General features: G+C 54.7%; 18 protein-coding genes. 7 read left to right on the top strand and 11 right to left on the bottom strand.

Features of this window, described 5'->3' with window-relative positions:
• The first annotated feature begins 34 nt into the window (after positions 1-34).
• From glmS to phoU, 6 genes are all read left to right on the top strand, one after another.
• Positions 35-1,864: a glutamine--fructose-6-phosphate transaminase (isomerizing) gene (gene glmS, locus GVO84_RS22710; RefSeq protein ID WP_023309792.1), complete on the top strand. Its 1,830-nt coding sequence runs from the start codon at positions 35-37 to the stop codon at positions 1,862-1,864.
• 322 nt (positions 1,865-2,186) lie between these two features.
• Positions 2,187-3,227, top strand: coding sequence for a phosphate ABC transporter substrate-binding protein PstS (gene pstS, locus GVO84_RS22715; protein ID WP_159515171.1), 1,041 nt, complete (start codon positions 2,187-2,189; stop codon positions 3,225-3,227).
• 128 nt (positions 3,228-3,355) lie between these two features.
• Complete coding sequence (pstC, locus tag GVO84_RS22720; protein WP_023333924.1) at positions 3,356-4,315, top strand: phosphate ABC transporter permease PstC; 960 nt, start codon at positions 3,356-3,358, stop codon at positions 4,313-4,315.
• Positions 4,315-5,205: a phosphate ABC transporter permease PstA gene (gene pstA / locus GVO84_RS22725; protein WP_023309794.1), complete on the top strand. Its 891-nt coding sequence runs from the start codon at positions 4,315-4,317 to the stop codon at positions 5,203-5,205. Before pstC ends, pstA begins: the two co-directional genes overlap by 1 nt.
• 48 nt (positions 5,206-5,253) lie before the next feature.
• A complete protein-coding gene (pstB, locus tag GVO84_RS22730) occupies positions 5,254-6,027 on the top strand; it encodes a phosphate ABC transporter ATP-binding protein PstB (RefSeq protein WP_010426574.1) in 774 nt (257 codons plus the stop codon).
• Between the two features lie 26 nt (positions 6,028-6,053).
• The gene (phoU, locus tag GVO84_RS22735) at positions 6,054-6,779 is read left to right on the top strand and encodes a phosphate signaling complex protein PhoU (protein ID WP_008500182.1); all 726 of its coding nucleotides are present in this window, start codon (positions 6,054-6,056) and stop codon (positions 6,777-6,779) included.
• Between the two features lie 90 nt (positions 6,780-6,869).
• On the opposite strand, the gene yieH is transcribed toward phoU, so the two are convergent.
• A complete protein-coding gene (yieH, locus tag GVO84_RS22740) occupies positions 6,870-7,535 on the bottom strand; it encodes a 6-phosphogluconate phosphatase (RefSeq protein ID WP_159515172.1) in 666 nt (221 codons plus the stop codon).
• 165 nt (positions 7,536-7,700) lie between these two features.
• Here yieH and adeP point away from each other — a divergent pair, with 165 nt between their 5' ends.
• On the top strand, positions 7,701-9,038 hold the full coding sequence (gene adeP, locus GVO84_RS22745) for an adenine permease AdeP (RefSeq protein WP_159515688.1): 1,338 nt from the start codon (positions 7,701-7,703) through the stop codon (positions 9,036-9,038).
• Between the two features lie 91 nt (positions 9,039-9,129).
• Here adeP and GVO84_RS22750 read toward each other — a convergent pair whose 3' ends face one another.
• From GVO84_RS22750 to GVO84_RS22795, 10 genes are all read right to left on the bottom strand, one after another.
• Positions 9,130-9,696 (bottom strand): NADPH-dependent FMN reductase, encoded by a 567-nt coding sequence (locus GVO84_RS22750; RefSeq protein ID WP_121423352.1) that lies wholly within the window; start codon positions 9,694-9,696, stop codon positions 9,130-9,132.
• A 36-nt stretch (positions 9,697-9,732) separates the two neighbouring features.
• On the bottom strand, positions 9,733-10,479 hold the full coding sequence (locus GVO84_RS22755) for a 4'-phosphopantetheinyl transferase family protein (RefSeq protein ID WP_063145549.1): 747 nt from the start codon (positions 10,477-10,479) through the stop codon (positions 9,733-9,735).
• A gap of 122 nt (positions 10,480-10,601) precedes the next feature.
• On the bottom strand, positions 10,602-11,573 hold the full coding sequence (gene yidZ, locus GVO84_RS22760) for an HTH-type transcriptional regulator YidZ (protein WP_159515173.1): 972 nt from the start codon (positions 11,571-11,573) through the stop codon (positions 10,602-10,604).
• Positions 11,542-12,717 carry an MFS transporter gene (locus GVO84_RS22765; protein ID WP_159515174.1) on the bottom strand — a complete coding sequence of 392 codons (1,176 nt, stop codon included), beginning with the start codon at positions 12,715-12,717 and terminating at the stop codon, positions 11,542-11,544. Before GVO84_RS22765 ends, yidZ begins: the two co-directional genes overlap by 32 nt.
• 118 nt (positions 12,718-12,835) lie before the next feature.
• The gene (locus GVO84_RS22770; RefSeq protein WP_159515175.1) at positions 12,836-13,084 is read right to left on the bottom strand and encodes a hypothetical protein; all 249 of its coding nucleotides are present in this window, start codon (positions 13,082-13,084) and stop codon (positions 12,836-12,838) included.
• A gap of 663 nt (positions 13,085-13,747) precedes the next feature.
• Positions 13,748-14,131 (bottom strand): immunity 50 family protein, encoded by a 384-nt coding sequence (locus GVO84_RS22775; RefSeq protein WP_159515176.1) that lies wholly within the window; start codon positions 14,129-14,131, stop codon positions 13,748-13,750.
• Positions 14,132-14,141: 10 nt separating this feature from the next.
• Positions 14,142-15,560 (bottom strand): RHS repeat-associated core domain-containing protein, encoded by a 1,419-nt coding sequence (locus tag GVO84_RS22780; RefSeq protein WP_236545902.1) that lies wholly within the window; start codon positions 15,558-15,560, stop codon positions 14,142-14,144.
• A 131-nt stretch (positions 15,561-15,691) separates the two neighbouring features.
• Positions 15,692-15,994: a hypothetical protein gene (locus GVO84_RS22785; RefSeq protein WP_159515177.1), complete on the bottom strand. Its 303-nt coding sequence runs from the start codon at positions 15,992-15,994 to the stop codon at positions 15,692-15,694.
• Positions 15,987-20,747 (bottom strand): RHS repeat-associated core domain-containing protein, encoded by a 4,761-nt coding sequence (locus GVO84_RS22790; RefSeq protein ID WP_159737316.1) that lies wholly within the window; start codon positions 20,745-20,747, stop codon positions 15,987-15,989. Before GVO84_RS22790 ends, GVO84_RS22785 begins: the two co-directional genes overlap by 8 nt.
• 5 nt (positions 20,748-20,752) lie before the next feature.
• A complete protein-coding gene (locus tag GVO84_RS22795; RefSeq protein ID WP_159515179.1) occupies positions 20,753-21,514 on the bottom strand; it encodes a DUF4123 domain-containing protein in 762 nt (253 codons plus the stop codon).
• Positions 21,515-21,947: the final 433 nt, after the last annotated feature.

Raw genomic sequence — 21,947 nt, forward strand, 5'->3', positions numbered from 1 at the left:
GCAGGCATAATGCCTAAATTCGGAATCTAAAATTATGTGTGGAATTGTTGGCGCAGTTGCGCAGCGTGATATTGCTGAAATCCTTCTCGAAGGTTTACGTCGTCTGGAATACCGTGGTTACGACTCAGCCGGTCTGGCTGTCGTCGATGCAGAAGGTCATATGACCCGTCTGCGTCGTCTCGGTAAAGTGCAGATGCTGGCCCAGGCCGCGGAAGAACATCCGCTGCACGGTGGTACCGGTATTGCGCACACCCGCTGGGCGACGCACGGCGAACCGTCTGAAGGTAACGCGCACCCGCATGTGTCTGAACACATCGTGGTCGTGCACAACGGCATTATCGAAAACCACGAACCGCTGCGCGAAGAACTGAAAGCGCGCGGCTACACCTTCGTCTCTGAAACTGACACCGAAGTGATTGCTCACCTGGTGCACTGGGAGCTGGAGCAGGGCGGTACACTGCGTGATGCGGTGCTGCGTGCTATCCCTCAGCTGCGCGGTGCGTACGGTACGGTGATCATGGACTCCCGCGACCCGTCCACGCTGCTGGCAGCGCGTTCCGGTAGCCCGATGGTTATCGGTCTGGGCATGGGCGAAAACTTCATCGCTTCTGACCAGCTGGCGCTCCTGCCGGTTACCCGTCGCTTTATCTTCCTCGAAGAGGGTGATATCGCGGAAGTAACTCGCCGCAGCGTGACCGTATTCGATACCAAAGGCGAGCAGGTGAAACGTCAGGAGATCGAATCGAATCTGCAGTACGACGCGGGCGACAAAGGCGCTTACCGTCACTACATGCAGAAAGAGATTTACGAGCAGCCAAACGCCATCAAAAACACCCTGACCGGGCGCATCAGCCACGGTGAGGTTGACCTGAGCGAGCTGGGCGCAAACGCGAACGAACTGCTTGGCAAGGTCGAGCATATTCAGATCGTGGCCTGCGGCACCTCCTACAACTCCGGTATGGTTTCTCGCTACTGGTTTGAATCCCTGGCGGGCGTGCCGTGCGATGTGGAAATCGCATCTGAATTCCGCTATCGCAAATCCGCTGTGCGTCGTAACAGCCTGATGATCACCCTTTCCCAGTCCGGCGAAACGGCGGACACGCTGGCCGCGCTGCGTCTCTCTAAAGAGCTGGGTTACCTGGGTTCGCTGGCCATCTGTAACGTCCCTGGCTCCTCGCTGGTGCGTGAATCCGATCTGGCGCTAATGACCAAAGCGGGTACCGAAATCGGCGTGGCCTCCACCAAAGCGTTTACCACTCAGCTGACCGTTCTGCTGATGCTGGTGGCGAAGCTGGCGCGCCTGAAAGGCGAAGATGCTTCCGTTGAGCACGACATCGTTCACGGCCTGCAGGCGCTGCCGAGCCGTATTGAGCAGATGCTGTCTCAGGACAAACGCATTGAAGCGCTGGCGGAAGATTTCTCTGACAAACATCACGCCCTGTTCCTGGGTCGTGGCGATCAGTATCCGATTGCGCTGGAAGGCGCGCTGAAGCTGAAAGAGATCTCCTACATTCACGCTGAAGCCTATGCGGCTGGCGAGCTGAAGCACGGCCCGCTGGCGCTGATTGACGCGGATATGCCGGTCATCGTTGTGGCACCAAACAACGAACTGCTGGAAAAACTGAAATCTAACATCGAAGAAGTCCGCGCCCGCGGTGGTGTCCTGTACGTCTTCGCCGACAAAGATGCCGGTTTTGTCAGCAATGACAACATGCACATCATCGAGATGCCGCATGTGGAAGAGGTGATTGCACCAATCTTCTACACCGTTCCGCTGCAGCTGCTGGCCTATCACGTTGCGCTGATCAAAGGCACCGACGTTGACCAGCCGCGTAACCTGGCGAAATCGGTTACCGTAGAATAATCCCTTCAGGCTCCACCTTCGGGTGGAGCTTTGTTTATCCCGCCCGGTTTGTTTTTCATCAATCCTTTCTCATTTTTAATAATGACAATTTGTCATCTTCAGCTACTTTTTTCAGTGTCACATAAAGAAAATATTTCTGAAAACGTCTTGTCATAAAAGTGTCTAACACGATGAAAATTAAGCTTTCTTTTGCTGTTTTTTAAGTGAAATTTCCTTTGTCATAAAACTGTCATAATTCGTACATTTATCTGTCACCTGTTTGTCCTATTTTGCTCATCGTAGCCACTAAACAACGATTTACGAAAATCTTGCAGGAGACATTATGAAAGTTATGCGTACCACTGTCGCAACTGTTGTCGCCGCGACCTTATCTCTGAGCGCGTTCTCTGTATTTGCAGAAGCAAGCCTGACTGGCGCTGGTGCAACCTTCCCTGCGCCGGTGTATGCCAAATGGGCGGATACCTACCAGAAAGAAACCGGTAACAAGGTTAACTATCAGGGTATCGGCTCCTCCGGTGGCGTTAAACAAATTACCGCGAACACGGTTGATTTCGGCGCATCAGACGCTCCGCTGTCTGATGACAAACTGGCTCAGGAAGGCCTGTTCCAGTTCCCGACCGTGATCGGTGGCGTAGTCCTGGCCATCAACCTGCCGGGCGTGAAGTCGGGTGAGCTGGTGCTGGACGGCAAAACCCTGGGCGACATCTACCTGGGCAAAATCAAAAAATGGGATGACGAAGCGATCGCTAAACTCAACCCAGGCCTGAAGCTGCCTTCTCAGAACATCGCCGTGGTTCGCCGCGCGGATGGTTCCGGTACCTCTTTCGTGTTCACCAGCTACCTGGCAAAAGTGAACGAAGAGTGGAAATCTAAAGTTGGCTCCGGCTCTACCGTTAACTGGCCAACCGGTCTGGGCGGTAAAGGTAACGACGGTATCGCCGCGTTCGTACAGCGTCTGCCTGGCTCAATTGGTTACGTAGAGTATGCGTACGCTAAGCAGAACAACCTGTCCTACACCAAGCTGATTTCCGCCGACGGCAAACCGGTTAGCCCGACAGAAGAGAACTTTGCTAACGCAGCGAAAGGCGCTGACTGGAGCAAATCGTTCGCGCAGGATCTGACTAACCAGAAAGGCGAAGGTGCATGGCCAATCACCTCTACCACCTTCATCCTGGTTCACAAAGAGCAGAAGAAACCTGAGCAGGGCACCGAAGTGCTGAAGTTCTTCGACTGGGCGTACAAAAACGGCGGCAAACAGGCTAACGCCCTGGATTACGCCACCCTGCCGGACAGCGTGGTTGAGCAGATTCGCGCTGCATGGAAAACCAACGTGAAAGACAGCAGCGGTAAAGCGCTGTACTAACAGGATATATTTAACGAAGATGGCGGGTGGCGCTGCGCTTACCCGCCCTACGGTTTAAGCTGTAGGCCCGGTAAGCGTCAGCGCCACCGGGCATATTCGTAAAAACGTCTCAAACAGAAGAGTAATTTATGGCTGCAACCAAGCCTGCATTTAACCCTCCGGGTAAAAAAGGTGACATGATTTTCAGCGCGCTGGTAAAACTGGCTGCGCTGATTGTGCTATTGCTGCTGGGCGGCATTATCGTGTCTCTGATTTTCTCCTCATGGCCGAGCATCCAGAAATTCGGGTTCTCCTTCCTGTGGACCAAAGAGTGGGACGCGCCGAACGACATCTACGGTGCCCTGGTGCCGATTTACGGCACGCTGGTGACCTCGTTCATCGCCCTGCTGATTGCGGTTCCGGTGAGCTTTGGTATTGCCCTGTTCCTGACGGAGCTGGCGCCGGGCTGGCTGCGACGCCCGCTGGGTATTGCCATCGAACTGCTGGCGGCCATTCCGAGTATCGTTTACGGCATGTGGGGCCTGTTCATCTTTGCTCCGCTGTTCGCCACATACTTCCAGGAACCGGTCGGTAACGTGCTTTCCGCCATTCCGTTTGTGGGTGCCCTGTTCTCTGGCCCGGCTTTCGGTATCGGCATTCTGGCGGCAGGTGTGATCCTCGCCATCATGATTATTCCGTACATTGCGGCGGTTATGCGCGATGTCTTCGAACAAACGCCGGTGATGATGAAAGAGTCGGCCTACGGCATCGGCTGCACCACCTGGGAAGTTATCTGGCGCATTGTCCTTCCGTTCACCAAAAATGGGGTGATCGGGGGCGTGATGCTGGGCTTAGGTCGTGCGCTGGGTGAAACCATGGCGGTCACCTTTATCATCGGTAACACCTACCAGCTCGACAGCGTGTCGCTCTACATGCCGGGTAACAGTATTACCTCGGCGCTGGCGAATGAATTTGCGGAAGCGGAATCAGGGCTGCACGTGGCGGCGCTGATGGAGCTGGGTCTGATTCTGTTCGTTATCACCTTCATTGTTCTGGCGATTTCCAAGCTGATGATTATGCGCCTCGCTAAAAATGAGGGAGCACGCTAATGGCCACTCTCGAAATGCAAGCTACCGCTGAACTGGCGGAATCCCGCCGTAAAATGCAGGCCAGACGCCGCATGAAAAACCGTATTGCCCTGTCGCTCTCTATGGCGACGATGGCATTCGGCCTGTTCTGGCTGGTCTGGATCCTCTTCTCGACGGTCGTTCGCGGAATTGACGGGATGTCACTGTCGCTGTTCACCGAAATGACGCCGCCGCCGAACACGGCGGGTGGTGGCCTGGCGAATGCCCTGGCGGGCAGCGGCCTGCTGATCCTCTGGGCGACGGTCTTCGGCACGCCGCTGGGCATCATGGCGGGCATCTACCTGGCAGAATACGGTCGTAAATCCTGGCTGGCGGAAGTGATTCGCTTCATCAACGACATTCTGCTGTCTGCCCCGTCTATCGTCGTGGGTCTGTTTGTTTACACCGTGGTGGTGGCGCAGATGGAACACTTCTCCGGCTGGGCGGGTGTGATTGCACTGGCGCTGCTGCAGGTGCCGATTGTTATTCGTACCACCGAGAACATGCTGAAACTGGTGCCGGACAGCCTGCGTGAAGCGGCTTATGCGCTGGGTACGCCGAAATGGAAGATGATCTCTGCGATTACGCTGAAGGCGTCCGTCTCCGGGATCATGACCGGTATCCTGCTGGCGGTTGCGCGTATCGCAGGTGAAACGGCGCCGCTGCTGTTTACGTCTCTCTCCAATCAGTTCTGGAGTACGGACATGATGCAGCCGATCGCCAACCTGCCGGTGACGATCTTTAAATTTGCGATGAGCCCATTCGCGGAATGGCAGCAGCTGGCCTGGGCCGGGGTGCTGATCATTACCCTTTGCGTACTGTTGCTGAACATTCTGGCGCGCGTCATTTTCGCGAAGAAGAAACACGGTTAATTTTTTTACGGCGCGGCAGCTCGCGGCGCCGAATGAGGAAATGAGTCAATGAGTATGGTTGATACTGCCCCGGGTAAGATTCAGGTTCGTGATTTGAACTTCTACTACGGCAAATTCCATGCCCTGAAGAACATCAACCTGGATATCGCAAAGAACCAGGTCACGGCATTTATCGGTCCGTCCGGCTGTGGAAAATCCACGCTGCTGCGTACCTTTAACAAAATGTATTCGCTCTATCCGGAGCAGCGCGCTGAAGGGGAAATCATCCTGGACGGTGAAAACATTCTGACCCAGGCTCAGGATATTGCCCTGCTGCGCGCCAAAGTGGGGATGGTGTTCCAGAAACCAACGCCGTTCCCGATGTCCATTTATGACAACATCGCCTTTGGCGTGCGTCTGTTCGAAAAGCTCTCCCGTGCCGATATGGACGAGCGCGTGCAGTGGGCTTTGACCAAGGCCGCATTATGGAACGAAACCAAAGATAAGTTGCACCAGAGCGGTTACTCTCTCTCCGGTGGCCAGCAGCAGCGTCTGTGCATTGCGCGCGGTATTGCTATTCGCCCGGAAGTGTTGCTGCTGGATGAGCCGTGTTCAGCGCTGGACCCGATCTCAACCGGCCGTATTGAAGAGCTGATCACCGAGCTGAAGCAGGATTACACCGTGGTTATCGTGACCCATAACATGCAGCAGGCTGCACGTTGTTCCGATCACACTGCGTTTATGTACCTGGGCGAGTTGATTGAGTTCAGCGATACGGACGCGCTGTTCACCAGGCCCGCGAAGAAACAAACCGAAGATTATATTACTGGCCGCTACGGTTGATTTGCCTTAGTGCATGTGGAGAAACCATGGACAACCTCAATCTTAATAAACACATTTCAGGCCAGTTCAACGCAGAGCTGGAAAGCATCCGCACGCAGGTGATGACCATGGGTGGCATGGTTGAGCAGCAGCTTTCTGATGCGATTACGGCAATGCACAACCAGGACAGCGAGCTGGCGAAGCGCGTCATTGAAGGCGACAAAAACGTCAACATGATGGAAGTCGCTATCGACGAGGCCTGCGTGCGTATTATCGCGAAACGTCAGCCGACGGCGAGCGACCTGCGTCTGGTGATGGCGATCATCAAAACCATCGCCGAGCTGGAGCGTATTGGTGACGTTGCGGATAAAATCTGCCGCACCGCGCTGGAGAAGTTCTCTCAGCAGCACCAGCCGCTGCTGGTGAGCCTGGAGTCGCTGGGCCGCCACACCGTGCAGATGCTGCACGACGTGCTGGATGCCTTTGCGCGTATGGATCTGGACGAAGCGGTGCGTATCTACCGTGAAGACAAGAAGGTCGACCAGGAGTATGAAGGCATCGTGCGTCAGCTGATGACCTATATGATGGAAGATTCACGTACGATCCCAAGCGTACTGACTGCCCTGTTCTGCGCGCGCTCCATCGAGCGTATCGGCGACCGCTGCCAGAACATTTGCGAATACATTTTCTACTTCGTGAAAGGTCAGGACTTCCGTCACGTGGGCGGCGACGAGCTGGACAAGCTGCTGGCGGGTAAAGATCCGAAAGAGTGATCAGCGGAAATATGCCCGGTGGCGCTGCGCTTACCGGGCCTACGAGCCCTGTAGGCCGGATAAGCGTTAGCGCCATCCGGCTTTGTTTTTTCAGCGAGTAATATCCCACCCGCGTGCTTTCCACAATTCAGGCAACTGCGCCAGATCGGTAAAGGTCGTCACGTTGGGATGATCGATCGGCTTGTTGTGCGGATCGGCGCAGAAGTAAAACACCTCCATCCCCGCATCAATCCCCGACTGCGCGCCCGCAGATGAGTCATCCACCAGAATGCAGTTCTCTACGTTAACGTTCATCGCTTTTGCCGCATGGAACATCAGCGCCGGGTCTGGCTTCCAGCGCTGGATATCGTAGCCGCTGAACAGTTTTTCAGGAAAATGGTGCAACATCTCAAGCTTACCCAGCGAGTGCTGCATTTTGCTGACCGGGCCGTTAGAGACGACGCAGATTGGCACCGTCATCGCATCCAGCAGCGCGTTAGCCCCGGGGATAACCTCCAGCTCTGAGTCGAACAGGCGTGCGACCTCGGCGCGGTAAACCGGTTCCAGATCCGCTTTCGCCAGATCCACACCGTGTTCTTCGTTAATGATGTCGATGATCTCGTAGAGCTTCACGCCCTTAAAGCGTTTAAACACCTCTTCGAGTTCCAGCGTAATGCCAAATTCCTGGAACATAGTGACATACGCGCGGGAACAAATGACCTCACTGTCGACCAGCGTACCGTCGCAGTCGAAAAATACCGCTTCAATTCCGGACATGCTTTTCCCTTTTAACAAGTTTAACGTTTACGTCCGGCAGTTCACCGGGACGCAATCGTTGCCGTATAAGCAAAATCAATGAAAAAAGTATCACGTAACCGCCACTATTGTCGCATTTTGGTATAGGATAGCGACGAATTTTTCCTCCTTGTTCGGAAATTGATGATGAGTCAACAACACACTACCCAGACGTCTGGTCAGGGTCTGCTTGAGCGCGTTTTCAAACTGCGCGAGCACGGCACAACGGCACGCACCGAAGTGATCGCTGGTTTCACCACCTTCCTGACGATGGTCTATATCGTTTTTGTGAACCCTCAAATTCTGGGCGTTGCTGGCATGGATACCAGCGCCGTCTTTGTAACCACCTGCCTGATTGCGGCCCTTGGCAGCATTCTGATGGGTGTGTTCGCTAACCTGCCGGTTGCGCTGGCACCGGCGATGGGCCTGAATGCGTTCTTCGCGTTCGTGGTCGTTCAGGCGATGGGTCTGCCGTGGCAGGTTGGCATGGGCGCCATCTTCTGGGGCGCGGTCGGCCTGCTGCTGCTGACCATTTTCCGCGTGCGTTACTGGATGATTGCAAACATTCCAGTGAGCCTGCGCGTGGGCATCACCAGCGGTATTGGTCTGTTCATCGGTATGATGGGACTGAAAAACGCCGGCGTTATCGTGGCGAACCCGGATACGCTGGTGAGCATCGGTCACCTGACCTCTCATAACGTGCTGCTGGGCGTGCTGGGCTTCTTTATCATCGCGATCCTGGCTTCCCGCAATATTCACGCTGCGGTGCTGGTGTCCATCGTGGTCACCACCCTGCTGGGCTGGATGCTGGGCGACGTTCACTATAACGGTATCGTCTCCGCGCCACCGAGCGTCTCTACCGTGATTGGTCACGTCGATCTGGCGGGTTCCCTGAACCTGGGCCTGGCGGGCGTGATTTTCTCCTTCATGCTGGTCAACCTGTTTGACTCCTCCGGCACGCTGATTGGCGTGACCGACAAAGCGGGTCTGGCGGATGATAAAGGGAAATTCCCGCGCATGAAGCAGGCGCTGTTTGTGGACAGCGTCTCCTCTGTGACCGGTGCTTTTATCGGAACCTCCTCCGTTACCGCGTACATTGAATCTTCTTCCGGCGTGTCTGTGGGCGGCCGTACCGGCCTGACGGCGGTGGTCGTGGGTATTCTGTTCCTGCTGGTGATCTTCCTCTCTCCGCTGGCGGGTATGGTTCCACCGTATGCGGCAGCCGGCGCGCTGATCTATGTGGGTGTGCTGATGACCTCCAGCCTGTCACGCGTGAAGTGGGATGATTTAACCGAAGCGGTGCCGGCGTTTATTACCGCCGTGATGATGCCGTTCAGCTTCTCGATTACCGAAGGCATCGCGCTGGGCTTTATCTCTTACTGCGTAATGAAGATCGGCACCGGCCGCTTCCGCGACCTCAGCCCATGCGTGATTGTTGTGGCGCTGCTGTTTGTGCTGAAGATTGTGTTTATTGACGCGCACTAAGGTGCGGTTTGTGGTGTCAGGTGGCGCTTCGCTTACCTGACCTACTGACGAGTGTAGGCCCGGTAAGCGCTAGCGCCACCGGGCTTTTTTATCAGGCTTTAACCCGCTTAATGTAATCCCCAAACGCCGTCAGCTGGCCAGACAGATGATCGCGCGTGCTCTGATCCACCACTTCACCCGTTTGCGGGTCGACCTTGTTCTGAATCACACCACCCATAAATTCCGGCTTGTTCATGACCATCGCATCCAGGAATACCAGGATCTGGCGCAGATGATACTGGCAGCGCGCGCCGCCAATCGCGCCCATTGAGCTGGTCTGGATCAGCACCGGTTTGCCTGACAGCGGCTGCTCGGGCAAACGGGACAGCCAGTCGATGGCATTCTTCAGGCCACCCGGAACCGAGTAGTTATACTCTGGCGTGACGATGACCACACCGTCGGCCTGGCGGATCTGCTCTGCCAGCGCCTCAACGCTCTGCGGGAACCCTTCTTCCTGCTGGACATCCGCATCATACAGCGGAATATCGCCAATAGACGGCAGGGCGCTAACTTCCATTCCTGCCGGTGCCAGCTGTGGCAGCGTGCGGGCAACCATCCCGTTAAATGAACCTTTGCGCAGGCTTCCCAGTAACGTAACTACTTTCAACGTATCAGACATGATTACTCCTGTTTCATCATGATGACCCTGATTGGATCAGCTAAGGGTGAATGCTTTTTCTGCCGGTAAACTGGTTAAACGCATCAGGCGTGCGGCGGGCTCGTTGGCGCGCTCGGGCACATCAGGAAGGCTACGCCATCCCTGTTGACTGTCAAATTCCCAGATTTTCATGCGTTCGATGGCGGGGGTAACCGCAATGGACCAAATGAGCACATCCTCTGCGTCACTGAGCGCCTCTACCAGCGTGGCCTGAGTGGCACGCAGACGCCCGGAGCCTGGCAGCAGCTGCAGCAGGCTGGCGTCGTCTGAGGCGCATCCACAAAGCTTGCGAATGCTCTGGCGCAAGGTAATGAGCTGGGCTCTGGCTTCGACAGGGTCGTTCTGGTTGCGGACCCACAGCTTCTCATTGCTGGAGAGCGGATAGTCTTCATGCGCATTACCGCCATGGAAGCTGCGCGTCGCGCGCTGAAGCTCCATGTCGAGCCCACAATCCCCTTCGGTGGTCAGCGCGACGCCAATGATATTGCCCGCGTAGGCAATCGAAAAACGAGGGAGATCCGGGTCGGCAAAGACCGGGCGGCCTTCGGGTTGGGTAATGATGTCCGGCAGCTCGCTGGTGCCGTACAGCATAAACAGCAGTTCTGCGAGAAGCGCTCTGGACGCTAAAAACCGCGTTCTGCGGTGCTCCGGGAGAGTGAGTGCTTCACTGTGACAGGCTGAAGAAATTCTTGCCGATACGAGACGTCCTTCCGTAAGTATCCCTCTTGCAAAGTGCGTAGCCATTTTTCGCTCCTTGATAATGGTCGTAATCGGTTAAACGGTTACATGATTATCGCTTAACTTGACTCCTGTTTTAATCAGTAAATGGGAGTAAGAGAAGCCTTAGGACCGAACTTTACATTTTCTTAGGCAAAAATTGGATCGCTGGCACCGTACAGCGCCTTGATGGTCTCCCGCAGCCAGAGGATTTTCGGATTATGGCTGTTCCGTTTATGCCAGATCAGCGTGAAGGGAACGGTAAGCTTTTCAGCCTGCGCTTCGTCAATGGGAATAGGCAGCGCGATCAGCTTCCGCTGGTGGAGTTGATTGTAGTGATGACAGTAGTGCGGAGCCGTGGCGATATAGTTATGCCCGGGCTGCGCTGCCATAAACATCGACTGCTCAAAGCCCGGCACGCACATGGCAATATTTCTCTCTCGACCCATCTCCTTTAGCACTTCGTCCAGCGCCCAGGTGTCGCTACGTTCCCAGAAGATACTGATATGCGGATAGCGCAGGAAGGTTTCGAGGTTCCATTCATCCTGAAGCGCGGGGTGATCCTCACGCAGATACACGCACGGACGGTCGCTGAACAGGATCTCGTAGTCGATAAACCACGGCAACAGCTTCAGCAGCTCGCGAGAGCGCGGATGTGTTTCTCGGCCGGTAAAGCCAAGATCGACCTCCCCACGCGTAATGGCATCCAGCGAGTCGTAATCCCAGTGACGCATCTTCACCGTCGCCTGCGGATAGCGCTGGTTTACCTGCTCCAGCAGGGTGTTAAAGCGGATCAGCATCAACGGCGTTTCGGCGGCCAGCACGAACGTTAGCCCGCCTGGCGAATCATGGTGGAATTTATCGAGGATCTGGTTGCCGATTTGCATCCACTCCGCCAGATCCTGCTCCAGGCTTACCGTCAGCGGGGTTGGCAGCAGCCCTAACGGCGTTTTGACAAACAGCGGGTCGTCAAACCAGTCACGCAGCTTGGCCAGTGATTTACTCACCGCCGAGGGCGTCACGTTCATCCGCTTCGCCGCTTTGGTGACGCTGCGCTCCTGCAGCAAAAGCTGCAGGCAAAGCAAGAGATTAAGATCGAGACTGCTGATGGGCTTCTTCATAATGCGCCGCGGGCCGGATGACCATAAGTAAGGTGATGCACAGTATGCTACAGCCAATCAGAACCCCGATCAGCATATTCAGCGCGTTAAGCCCGATGACCGCCGCCAGCCAAATCCACAGCGACGAGCCGCAGACTTGCGCTATCCCCAGCACCGAGCTTGCCACGCCTGCCCGAAGCGAGAAGGGGCCAAGCGCCTGACTCATCGCCACGCCAAAGCCAACCGAGAACCCGGCACAAATGAGGGTAATTCCCACCAGCATCACCGCATGTGAGCTGGTGGTCGCCAGAAGCACGCCAGCCGTGAGGAATAAAACCTGTGAGGTCAGCATCAACGCGCGCTGGCTGAAAACATTTAGCGCAAACGGGGTGGAGAACGAGACCGCCATACTGACCATGGCGGTTAATGCCATCACCGTTGAATACTCACCCCGATCGAAGCCCATGGTTTCCATCAGTAAAACCGGGGAAACGTTTACATAAGTGAGGATCACCGCCACGCTTAACGTGGTCACGGCCAGACGACTGAGGAAAAAGCGGTTAAGCAGCTTCTCGGCTGGGTGAATCGTTGGGGTATGACCGGTATTCTGCGAGCCCGGGTGGGTCTCTTTCAGCACGGCGATGGACAGGATAAACACCAGCGCGCCCATCGCCGCCATGGTCCAGAACAGGCTCTGCCACGGGAATTTCAGCATGATCAGATATCCCACGACCGGGGCCAGCACCGGGATGATGCAGGTAATGCCGTTCAGCATCGACAGCACCTTCGCGCGACGCTGGGCGCTTAGGGTGTCTCGCAAAATGGCAAAAGCGACGACGTAACAGCCACCGGCTCCAATGCCCTGAATGAAGCGGCCTGACAGGAACACGGTGCTGTTCTGCGCCTGTGAGCAGAGAAGAGAGGCCAGGGCAAAAATGATGGCACCCCTTATGGCGACAGGCTGACGGCCTGCCTTATCCGCGATCTTTCCGGCAAACACCATAGACGACGCCATCCCCGCAAGGTAGGCCGAAAACGCGATGTGCAGCTGCGCTTCGCTGGCACCCAGATCGCGGGCGATATGGGGCAATCCCACCAGATACATATCAATACCAGACGGATAAAGCAGAACTAATGCGAAACTACAAAACAGAAAACGCGCCATAAACCCCCCATAGATGCAGGCATGCAGGATAGGGGGTGAAAAGGGATTAGGCGAGTTGCCATTTGGACAATGGTGATTTCCTGGGAGGAAATTGCTTAATGATTAATTTAGATATCGGTTAAGGATCGTAAAGATGCTGTTGCCCATAAACTCTCAATTGTGCCTGATATATTTCATCACTTTTCGCAGCCCTGAATGCTTCATTTCTCGACTTATGTTCATCCTCATACAGCCACACCCGGCGCGGCGTGAAAGCAATGGCGGTTAGACGCTCCCGTTCGTCATGGCTGAAGTGCCATTCCCCGGTGGCGTTGTCGGTGATGCGCGACAGCAGATTCCGGGGACGCCAGTCATAGTTCCATGACACTGGCTATCCACCAACGCCAGCGCTAATCAGCCGCCCGGCACTGAATTTTTTGCCGTCACCCCGCAAGTAATAAGACAACGGTAGTGGAAAATCAGAACGAACTGAGAACCTGGTGATAGCTACCGCAGGCTGTGGAAATGATCCCTGCATATGTTGATATTATTAGGTGGGTGCGATCAGGAAAATAATTTTACGCAAATTCAGAATTGTGCCTGATATATATCAGGCAACCTGTTACAGGTTATTTTAATTTACTGAGAGGACATGAATAAAATTATTTTTGAGTGTGAATAGATATTCTTTCAGATGTGATTTTTTCCAAAATTCCAACTGAATGCTCAAGCATGCCCAGTATGTCCCTTATGGACAACTCGCTGCCGGACGCGGGATTTGAGATCTGAACGGGCGTGAGTGTGAAGATTTCGGAGGGGGTATTATGTTGATGGTGGATGTTGGATGGTGGATGGTGGATGGTGGATGGTGGATGGTGGATGGTGGATGGTGGACGGTGGACGGTGGACGGTGGCTAGTTGCAGGTGCTGCGCGAACAGCTTTATCAGGCTAAACAGGTAGTTAAGGAAATTATGAACGCCGTGTTTAGCGTGCTGAATGAGAGTTAAATAATAAAAAGCCGGGAAGTTTAAATTTTCACCGGCTTTTGTTTTATTGACTGATATATACAGAGGGTCCCATCAGTTGTATATGGGAGCACTTCAGATTTAAAAAAATATCAGATCCCTTTATTATAACCTCACTACTACCCGTGTTTTTTTCTATTTCTATTTTTGCTGGCATATCAGTCGACATACCCTCTATTTTTAAATACCTTACTCCACTACAATTTATGCCACATCTACATCTGTTATAACCTTTAACCCATTTTTGGGGAGGATTATCTGGCAACTCATTAACAAGATCAAAAGATATTATTACAGTGGCAGCTTCGCGATCTATTTTGATATCAAAAATATCGATTTCGTTTACTTTAACGGGCTTTGAAAAAACATTATTAAACAATGCATTACCATTAAGTTCATTCCAATTCATACAACCACCCTCAAAATTCATAATGATCCAATGTATCAGGGACTGAACCTGTGAGAGTATTTTCAATCGGTCTTATATTTAAATGGCGACCTTGATCTCCGATTCCGTTAGGATAAGAGTGTCCAGCTGAATGATCTTGAATGACAATTTTACTTTCATCAGTTTTGGTAAATTGATATTCTCTTGTCCAGACTTGATTGCCGTTACTATCAATAATAGGGTTTTTTCTAGAGTCAGTCATTGGTACATTTCTATGATCACCATAAAATCCAGTTTTAGGATTGAATATTCTATCTGGTTGTTGATTCATTGGAATACCGGTATCCCTTTTCGCAGCCCTGAACGCTTCATTTCTCGACTTAAATAGAGCACTACATCCAGTAAGCCCTAACGGATCGATCCACCCCAGCGGGTCCGGCACGTACGCATACAGATTCAGCCCACCATCCAGCCCCACCGGGTCCGGACTCAGGTACCGCCCCACGCCCGGATCGTAATACCGGTGCCTGTTGTAGTATAACCCACTTTCCGCGTCATGATACTGCCCCTGAAAGCGCAGCGGCTGATTTATCCCTGCAGTATCAGCATGATGCACCTGACCGTAGCTGCGCAGCATGGCTGACCACACGACGCCGCCCCGGACATCGCGCAGCTCAAGCGGCGTGCCGAGGTGGTCGCAGACGTAGTGATACACCCCGGCGTTCGCCTCCCGTCCGCAGAGCATGAGCAGCGGGCGGAAGTCATGTTCATCCTCATACAGCCACACCCGGCAGGACGCATCGCGGAGTGCCTCCTGCAGCTGCGGATTATCCGGCAGCCTGCCGGGCCAGAAGCGTCCGGCATCACACTCGCCGAGCAGGCGCTCTCCCTGCCAGAAAAAGCGGCGGGCGGTGCGGGCAAGTAAATCCTCCTTCAGGATACGGCGCCCCAGGGCATCGTACTGATAACGATAATGCGCGGTCTCCTGACCCCGTACCCGGCAGCGGTAGCCGGTCAGGCGGTGCTGCGTGTCCCAGGTGTAGTGATGCTCCTCGCTGCCGGTCACCTCAAGAATGCGGTTGCCGTAGCCGTCGTATTCATAGCGGGTGTCCCCGGCGTGCGTCAGGCGATTGCCGGAAGTGACCGTCAGGGGGCCGGTCAGGTTGCCGGCGGCATCGTGCGAGAAGGACTCCTGCCATGACATGAGTCCGTCCACCCGGTGCGGCGTGAATGCGGTGGCGGCCAGACGCTCCCGCTCGTCATGGCTGAAGCGTTCTTTTGAGCTCTTTCTAATGCGCTTAATTTTCTGTTTAGTTTTACAGAAGGACAACTGTATTTTAAACCAAGAGGATCGATCCAGCTTAACGGGTTCGGCACTTACGAGTACGGGTTTAATCCCCCGCCAGCCCCAACGGGTCAGGACTGCAAAACTACCCGATCGACGGATCATACTACCAATTTTTCTCGTACCTCCCTGAAACTACTACGTCATAGTTCATACTGTACTGCCATATTCTGGTAAATTTGGCAATTTGCACGAAGGCTAGGAAGATTAGATTTTTTACCCAGCTTTGCTCCCCTCTAAAAAGGTACCCCCCCACGGATAGAAGAAAACCTTACAATATCAACGCCTTGTAATTTAAAATAATTGAAAGCATCTTCTATATTAGAGAATATATTAATTTCTTCCGTTGCATAATCTTCAATTAGTTCTATTTTTTCTTCCGGCACACTGAAAAGATAGGTACTGTATTTCTCACCCTGCTTTTTAAGTGCATATTGAAAGAAATAATTTATACCATTAATTTTCCTTATTTCATCAAAACCTCTAACCTTACCTTTTTCTATTGCAATCGTTAGTTTTTTCAAAGATAATTCAACCATCTATATCGATCCTCACCATTGTTCCATCAGAACGTTTAATATTTATATGAGGCAAAGAACCATGCCCGGTTCCTTTAGGATCATCATGGCCATATACACGACCAGTATTGGAATCAATTGGGTAATCCTTCCTATAACGGACGGTACCATCTCTTTTCTTAAATTGTTCCATCTTATGTTTTTTTCTAATACCAGTCGCATCTTGTGAACCGATCCCTCTAACTTTTTGGGCATCAGGGAACACCTCCATTAATAAATCATGGGCTTCCTGCTTTGATTTAACTGTGATAACAGTTCCTTGAGGCCCTTCTAGTAAGGTTTTTACATTTTTGGGGCAAGCTGTCAGACCTAAAGGATCAACCCACCCCAGAGGATCCGGCACGTACGCATACAGATTCAGCCCACCATCCAGCCCCACCGGGTCCGGACTCAGGTACCGCCCCACGCCCGGATCGTAATACCGGTGCCTGTTGTAGTATAACCCACTTTCCGCGTCATGATACTGCCCCTGAAAGCGCAGCGGCTGATTTATCCCAGCAGTATCAGCATGATGCACCTGACCATAGCTGCGCAGCATGGCTGACCACACGACGCCGCCCCGGACATCGCGCAGCTCAAGCGGCGTGCCGAGGTGGTCGCAGACGTAGTGATACACCCCGGCGTTCGCCTCCCGTCCGCAGAGCATGAGCAGCGGGCGGAAGTCATGTTCATCCTCATACAGCCACACCCGGCAGGACGCATCGCGGAGTGCCTCCTGCAGCTGCGGATTATCCGGCAGCCTGCCGGGCCAGAAGCGTCCGGCATCACACTCGCCGAGCAGGCGCTCTCCCTGCCAGAAAAAGCGGCGGGCGGTGCGGGCAAGTAAATCCTCCTTCAGGATACGGCGCCCCAGGGCATCGTACTGATAACGATAATGCGCGGTCTCCTGGCCCCGCACCCGGCAGCGGTAGCCGGTCAGGCGGTGCTGCGTGTCCCAGGTGTAGTGATGCTCCTCGCTGCCGGTCACCTCAAGAATGCGGTTGCCGTAGCCGTCGTATTCATAGCGGGTGTTCCCGGCGCGCGTCAGGCGATTGCCGGAAGTGACCGTCAGGGGGCCGGTCAGGTTGCCGGCGGCATCGTGCGTGAAGGACTCCTGCCATGACATGAGTCCGTCCACCCGGTGCGGCGTGAATGCGGTGGCGGCCAGACGCTCCCGCTCGTCATGGCTGAAGTGCCATTCCCCGGTGGCGGTGTCGGTGATGCGCGAAATCAGACTCCGGGCGTCCGGAGTATATTCCCGGGCTCTGACGGTGCGGTTGTCCGCCGTCACGACGGACTGACGGACCAGACGATCGCGGGCGTCACGGGCGAAATGCTGGCGAAACGTCCCGCCGTCCCGGATGTGCTCCGCGCCGTTTCGCCACGCATGACGGACCAGCGTCTGCGCGTCCAGGGCGGTATGGGTTATCTGGCCACGCTGGCGCTGCCACGACACGGTCCGCCCGTCCGGCAGACGCATGGCGGTCAGGGCGCCGGTGACATCCCGCTGATAGTACGTGCTTGCCGGTCCCTGATGCTCGGCAGTCAGCAGCCCGCGGCGGTCATACTGCCATGCGAGCGGCCACTCACCGTCGTCTGCTGACGTCAGCCGGCCGAAACCGTCCCGGGCGTAGCGGATTTTTTTCCCGTCAGGCAGTATTTTCTCCGCGATCCGCCCGGACACATCCCGCGTCAGGCGGGTGACACGCACCTGCTCCTCTCTGCCGCTGAGGTCATATTCCCGCAGGGTGATGAGCCTGCCACAGGCGTCATAGTCCCGGCACAGACGGATCCCGTCGACCCGGATCTCCTCTGCCAGAAGACCGGTGCGGGTGTAACGCAGCAGCCAGCGCTGGCCGCTGCCGTCAGCGATCTCAGTGACCTGTCCCGTACGAAGGTCGTACCGGTACGTCTCCCGGGTATTATCAGGGTAAATGATTTCGCTCAGCAGCCCGGTGCCGGGGAGATAGCTGTAGCGGGTGATATGCCCCGCTTCATCCTGCTCCGTCAGCAGCTGGCCGTCACCGTTCCACGTCCATCTGCGCTCGCTGCCGTCCTCATGGATAATGCGCTCCGGATTGCCCGCGTCGTCCCGGAGGATCTGCTCCCCTTTTCCGGTCTCAGGGTTGCCCTGCCAGACGGGCCGGCACAGCAGGTCGTAGCGAAAGGCGGTCACTTTTCCCGTGCGGTCTTTCTGACGTATCACCAGGCCCGCGGCGTTAACCTGACGGGTTTCATTACTTCCGTCCGCCCATTCCGTTGCGACCCGCGCGCCTTCTTCCGACCAGCGATAGCGCAGGGTGTTTCCTTCGGCGTCGGTCGATGCCAGCAGGCATCCGTCAGCGTCGTAACGCCAGCGCTCCCGCTGTTTTGCCAGCCCGTCAGCGCTGTAGATAATCTGCTCAGTACAGCGGCTCGCGCTGTAATGGCGACGAATAATTTGCCCGTCCGGCAGGCTTTCCTCCGTGACCTGGCCGTCACGGTTATGACGCCAGCGGGTTACCGCGCCCGACGGATCGGTCAGCGAGACAAGGTTGCCCCGGGTATCATATTCATATCGGGTGGTGGCACCGTCCGCACCGGTCTGTTCGAGCAGCCGGGCGGTCTCCGGATCGTGCCGCCAGTGCTCTTCCGCGCCGTCTTCGTGGCGAACCGTGACGCGCCCGCCGGCCTGCCAGATATACTCCCGGGACAGGCCCGGAAGGCTGCTACAGTGGCGTACGGCCCGGGCCTGTTTACCCGAACCGGACCACGCCCAGTAAAATTTCGCCCCGCCGGGCAGCTCGCGGCAGGTAAAAAGATGATCGTCCCGGTAGTGGTAGCGTTCGGCCTCCTGTCCCGGTGCCCTGGCCAGGCAGAGGCGTCCCTCGTCATCGTGGTCGTAGCGCATCACCGTCACGGCACCACGCGCCATGTCCAGGCGCGTGTTTTCGAACACCAGTGAACTCAGCCGCGGTCCCCTGGCGTGTTCGCGGTAGTTCAGATGCAGCAGCATCCCCGCCGTGCTGACCAGCCTGACGGGTAATTCCCCTTCGTATTCCACCTGCCAGCGCTGACGCTGGCGGGAAAATCCGCTCACGCGCCCCTGAGGGCTGTCCGCAGACCGTACCACATGCATCAGCCAGCCATTCAGCGATGGCGCGCTCAGTACGAAAGTATTCTCTGCGTTATCACACCAGGCCCTGGCACCGGCCAGCGGGTTACGGGAGACGGGGATCGTGGAGTCCGGTAGCGGCAGGCGCAGGGTGACGTTCTCATGGTCCCGCCACAGAATATGGCTGTCGGTAAAGGTGAGGCGATGATCGAGCGTATGCCGCCAGCCATACCCGAGCGTTGACGCCTCCTCAACCGCCGTGGTGCGGTACTGCCGGCCAATACTGAACGGGACGGTGCCGGGCAGCGTGAAATCCGTCAGCGCCAGCAGCTCTTCCCCGTTGATCAAGGATACCGGGCAGCCGTCCGTATCGCAGGCGTCGGTATTTTTCGTCGGGTTGCCGCCGGGGTCCGTGGCTGGAGAACTTTCCTCGCGGGTTTTCAGGCCGATTTCGGTGTGACGGCTGGTACCCAGTTCGGTTTCATGATTGATCCCCAGCCGGGCATTGCTCTGGCGCTGATGGTTAATGGCGCCATGGTTGTCCAGAAAACCGGACATGACGCTGACCATGTCCTTCATGATGTCAGTCAGCGCCTGCCATAAGGTCCGGATCGTTCGTCCGAGGCGGGGGCCGTAGCGCGTCAGCATTCGCACCACTTTATACGCCAGAAAAGCCGGGCCTCCTGGACCGGTAACCAGGGTCAGCAGCGCCCCGAATACCAGACCGGAAAGGATTTCCCCCGCAAATTCGGCCAGGGGGGTGAGCAGTTGTCCCCAGGGATACATTCGCAGGCGCAGCAGGGTGGCGCGGGTGAGCAGATACAGGGCAGCTTCATCGTTAAACAGCGCCATCAGCTGACGGGCGCGCGCCTTGTTGGCCTCAAGGGCCCCTGAAAAATCCGGAAGCGTGAGGCCGGACACCCATTCGCCGGCCTGCGTGAGGGCATCTGCGATATCTCTCAGATACGGTGCCGGGCTGGAGATGATATTCCAGGCCAGCTTGATGTCGCTCCAGAGGTCGGTCAGCGAACTGAATAACCCTTCACTGAAAGCAGCGGACAGGCCGTCCGTAATGGCATTGCGCGTCCAGTGCGGACGGTATTCATCCCACCGGGCTGCCAGGACGTCGTATTGCTGTCGGGAAAGTTCGTCATAGGCCGCCAGCAGGGCGTCGTTGTGCGCTTCCAGCGCCGGATCGACGGCCCGGGCGTAATAGCTTTTACCTGCCTTCAGGTCAGTAAAAACGGCCGTGCCGCTTTCATCCGTTATTTTTACGTCAACCCGTTTGTCAGGGGCAAACGAGGGGGTTTCATACAGCTCAATACTGGCGTCCGGGACAGGCAGGTCGGTTATCGACTGGTGCCTGAGGACCACGGTAAGGGTGCGGTTTTTCGGGCAGACAATCGCCGCGCTGAGCGCCCTGCCGTCATCGTCATCGACAACGGTTTCCCTGCCATTCAGGGCAATAATGCGTTCCATCTCCAGCGTGGGGCCACCCAGCATGCCGGAAACATGGCTGGCGCGCGCCCACTCGCGCACGAACTGCCGGTACTCCTGAGTGATGAGTTCATTGTTTTTAAAAAGAGAAAGCTCGTTCTCAATACCAGCGACATAGCCGGCAAGCAGGATTTCCGCGCCCATATATGTCATCCGTGAGTGAGAGGAGAAAGGTCAGCCAGTAGAGTCTTTTTAAGTAACTCGCTTTGGTCTTGTTTGCTGAGGGAGAGCGAATGAACATGGCCGTAAAGCAGCGCTATTTTATGAGTAATCTGTTGGGGCGAATATTGCGCGTAAAGAGACGGGTTTGTTTCCTTTAGCCACTGGACGACATTGGCGACCGCAGCCGGAGAGTGTTGATTATTCAGTAAATCAATAAGCCCCTGAGGAACTTTCCACCATGGAGAATGGCGAACAGGGATATCTGAGTTGACCTCGGTATCCACTGTCGTTCCGTTGATCCAATAGCTGCTAAAGACAGGCAGAACTTTCTGCCATTCCTTAAGCGACCATGAAATATGCGTAAGCAGAAAGCGGCCGTCCCAGTAGCGAAAAAAAACGGTGTTACCATCAGGTAAAATTATTTGTGTAAGGGCGCGCAAATGATCGGTAATGGCTTTTTCATTTAAATGAGAGATGGCTAACCATCCCCAGAGTGAGGAATCTGTTTTTTCTACCCACTGCAGGAAAGGGCTGTAGCGCCCGACCTTAATCAGCAGAGGCTGAACGGCATGCCATTGCTCATATGCGGTGCCCCTGTAAAGTCCAGCTGGCGTTGCAGAGCCATCGAGTTCGTACCAGGCTTTAAGACCCGGAGCACCATTGGTCCTGGTGACAATCGCCCAGAGAGAAGATCCCGGCACCCATGATGAATTTAACCACTGTTGAATACACATTGAATTGTCATCCATTTCTTATCCCTTTATCTATGTTGCTAAACTCTTTCGTTTAAAATTCCTTTTTACTGAAGGTTTTCTTTAAATTTTTAATGGGAATGCTTAATAATGGGAAGATTGCCCAGCCCCATGATGTCAGGAATATAGTCATGTAGTCTCTGGAAAGTAATAAAACCCCATAATTTACTTGATATCTCTTGAAGTATATTCCAGATAAATAGTGTGATAGCATTCCTGTAAAAAGGTCAATCCCAAAAGTCAATGGAATTAAAATTATTGTTTTTTTTTGTGATTAGATTGGTTTTTAAGAATAAAAAAATAAACAGGAAAATAAATGTGTTAAATATGGTGGCATAGGAAAAGCAATATTGTGATAGTTTTGTGAAAAGATATATGAACTCCATGTTTAGTATGAATTTCATTTGCGCTATGAAAATTAATATTAAAT

The sequence above is a fragment of the Enterobacter sp. SM3 genome (genome assembly GCF_009811935.2).
Classification (GTDB): domain Bacteria; phylum Pseudomonadota; class Gammaproteobacteria; order Enterobacterales; family Enterobacteriaceae; genus Enterobacter; species Enterobacter asburiae_D.

Coding starts and splice junctions, on each gene's coding strand:
- GVO84_RS22785 (WP_159515177.1), bottom strand. CDS start 15,994: ATGGTTGAATTATCTTTGAAAAAACTAACGATTGCAATAGAAAAAGGT.
- GVO84_RS22775 (WP_159515176.1), bottom strand. CDS start 14,131: ATGAATTGGAATGAACTTAATGGTAATGCATTGTTTAATAATGTTTTT.
- GVO84_RS22790 (WP_159737316.1), bottom strand. CDS start 20,747: ATGGGCGCGGAAATCCTGCTTGCCGGCTATGTCGCTGGTATTGAGAAC.
- adeP (WP_159515688.1), top strand. CDS start 7,701: ATGAGTCAACAACACACTACCCAGACGTCTGGTCAGGGTCTGCTTGAG.
- GVO84_RS22755 (WP_063145549.1), bottom strand. CDS start 10,479: ATGGCTACGCACTTTGCAAGAGGGATACTTACGGAAGGACGTCTCGTA.
- yidZ (WP_159515173.1), bottom strand. CDS start 11,573: ATGAAGAAGCCCATCAGCAGTCTCGATCTTAATCTCTTGCTTTGCCTG.
- GVO84_RS22765 (WP_159515174.1), bottom strand. CDS start 12,717: ATGGCGCGTTTTCTGTTTTGTAGTTTCGCATTAGTTCTGCTTTATCCG.
- pstC (WP_023333924.1), top strand. CDS start 3,356: ATGGCTGCAACCAAGCCTGCATTTAACCCTCCGGGTAAAAAAGGTGAC.
- pstS (WP_159515171.1), top strand. CDS start 2,187: ATGAAAGTTATGCGTACCACTGTCGCAACTGTTGTCGCCGCGACCTTA.
- GVO84_RS22750 (WP_121423352.1), bottom strand. CDS start 9,696: ATGTCTGATACGTTGAAAGTAGTTACGTTACTGGGAAGCCTGCGCAAA.
- pstA (WP_023309794.1), top strand. CDS start 4,315: ATGGCCACTCTCGAAATGCAAGCTACCGCTGAACTGGCGGAATCCCGC.
- glmS (WP_023309792.1), top strand. CDS start 35: ATGTGTGGAATTGTTGGCGCAGTTGCGCAGCGTGATATTGCTGAAATC.
- yieH (WP_159515172.1), bottom strand. CDS start 7,535: ATGTCCGGAATTGAAGCGGTATTTTTCGACTGCGACGGTACGCTGGTC.
- pstB (WP_010426574.1), top strand. CDS start 5,254: ATGAGTATGGTTGATACTGCCCCGGGTAAGATTCAGGTTCGTGATTTG.
- GVO84_RS22780 (WP_236545902.1), bottom strand. CDS start 15,560: ATGATCCGTCGATCGGGTAGTTTTGCAGTCCTGACCCGTTGGGGCTGG.
- GVO84_RS22795 (WP_159515179.1), bottom strand. CDS start 21,514: ATGGATGACAATTCAATGTGTATTCAACAGTGGTTAAATTCATCATGG.
- phoU (WP_008500182.1), top strand. CDS start 6,054: ATGGACAACCTCAATCTTAATAAACACATTTCAGGCCAGTTCAACGCA.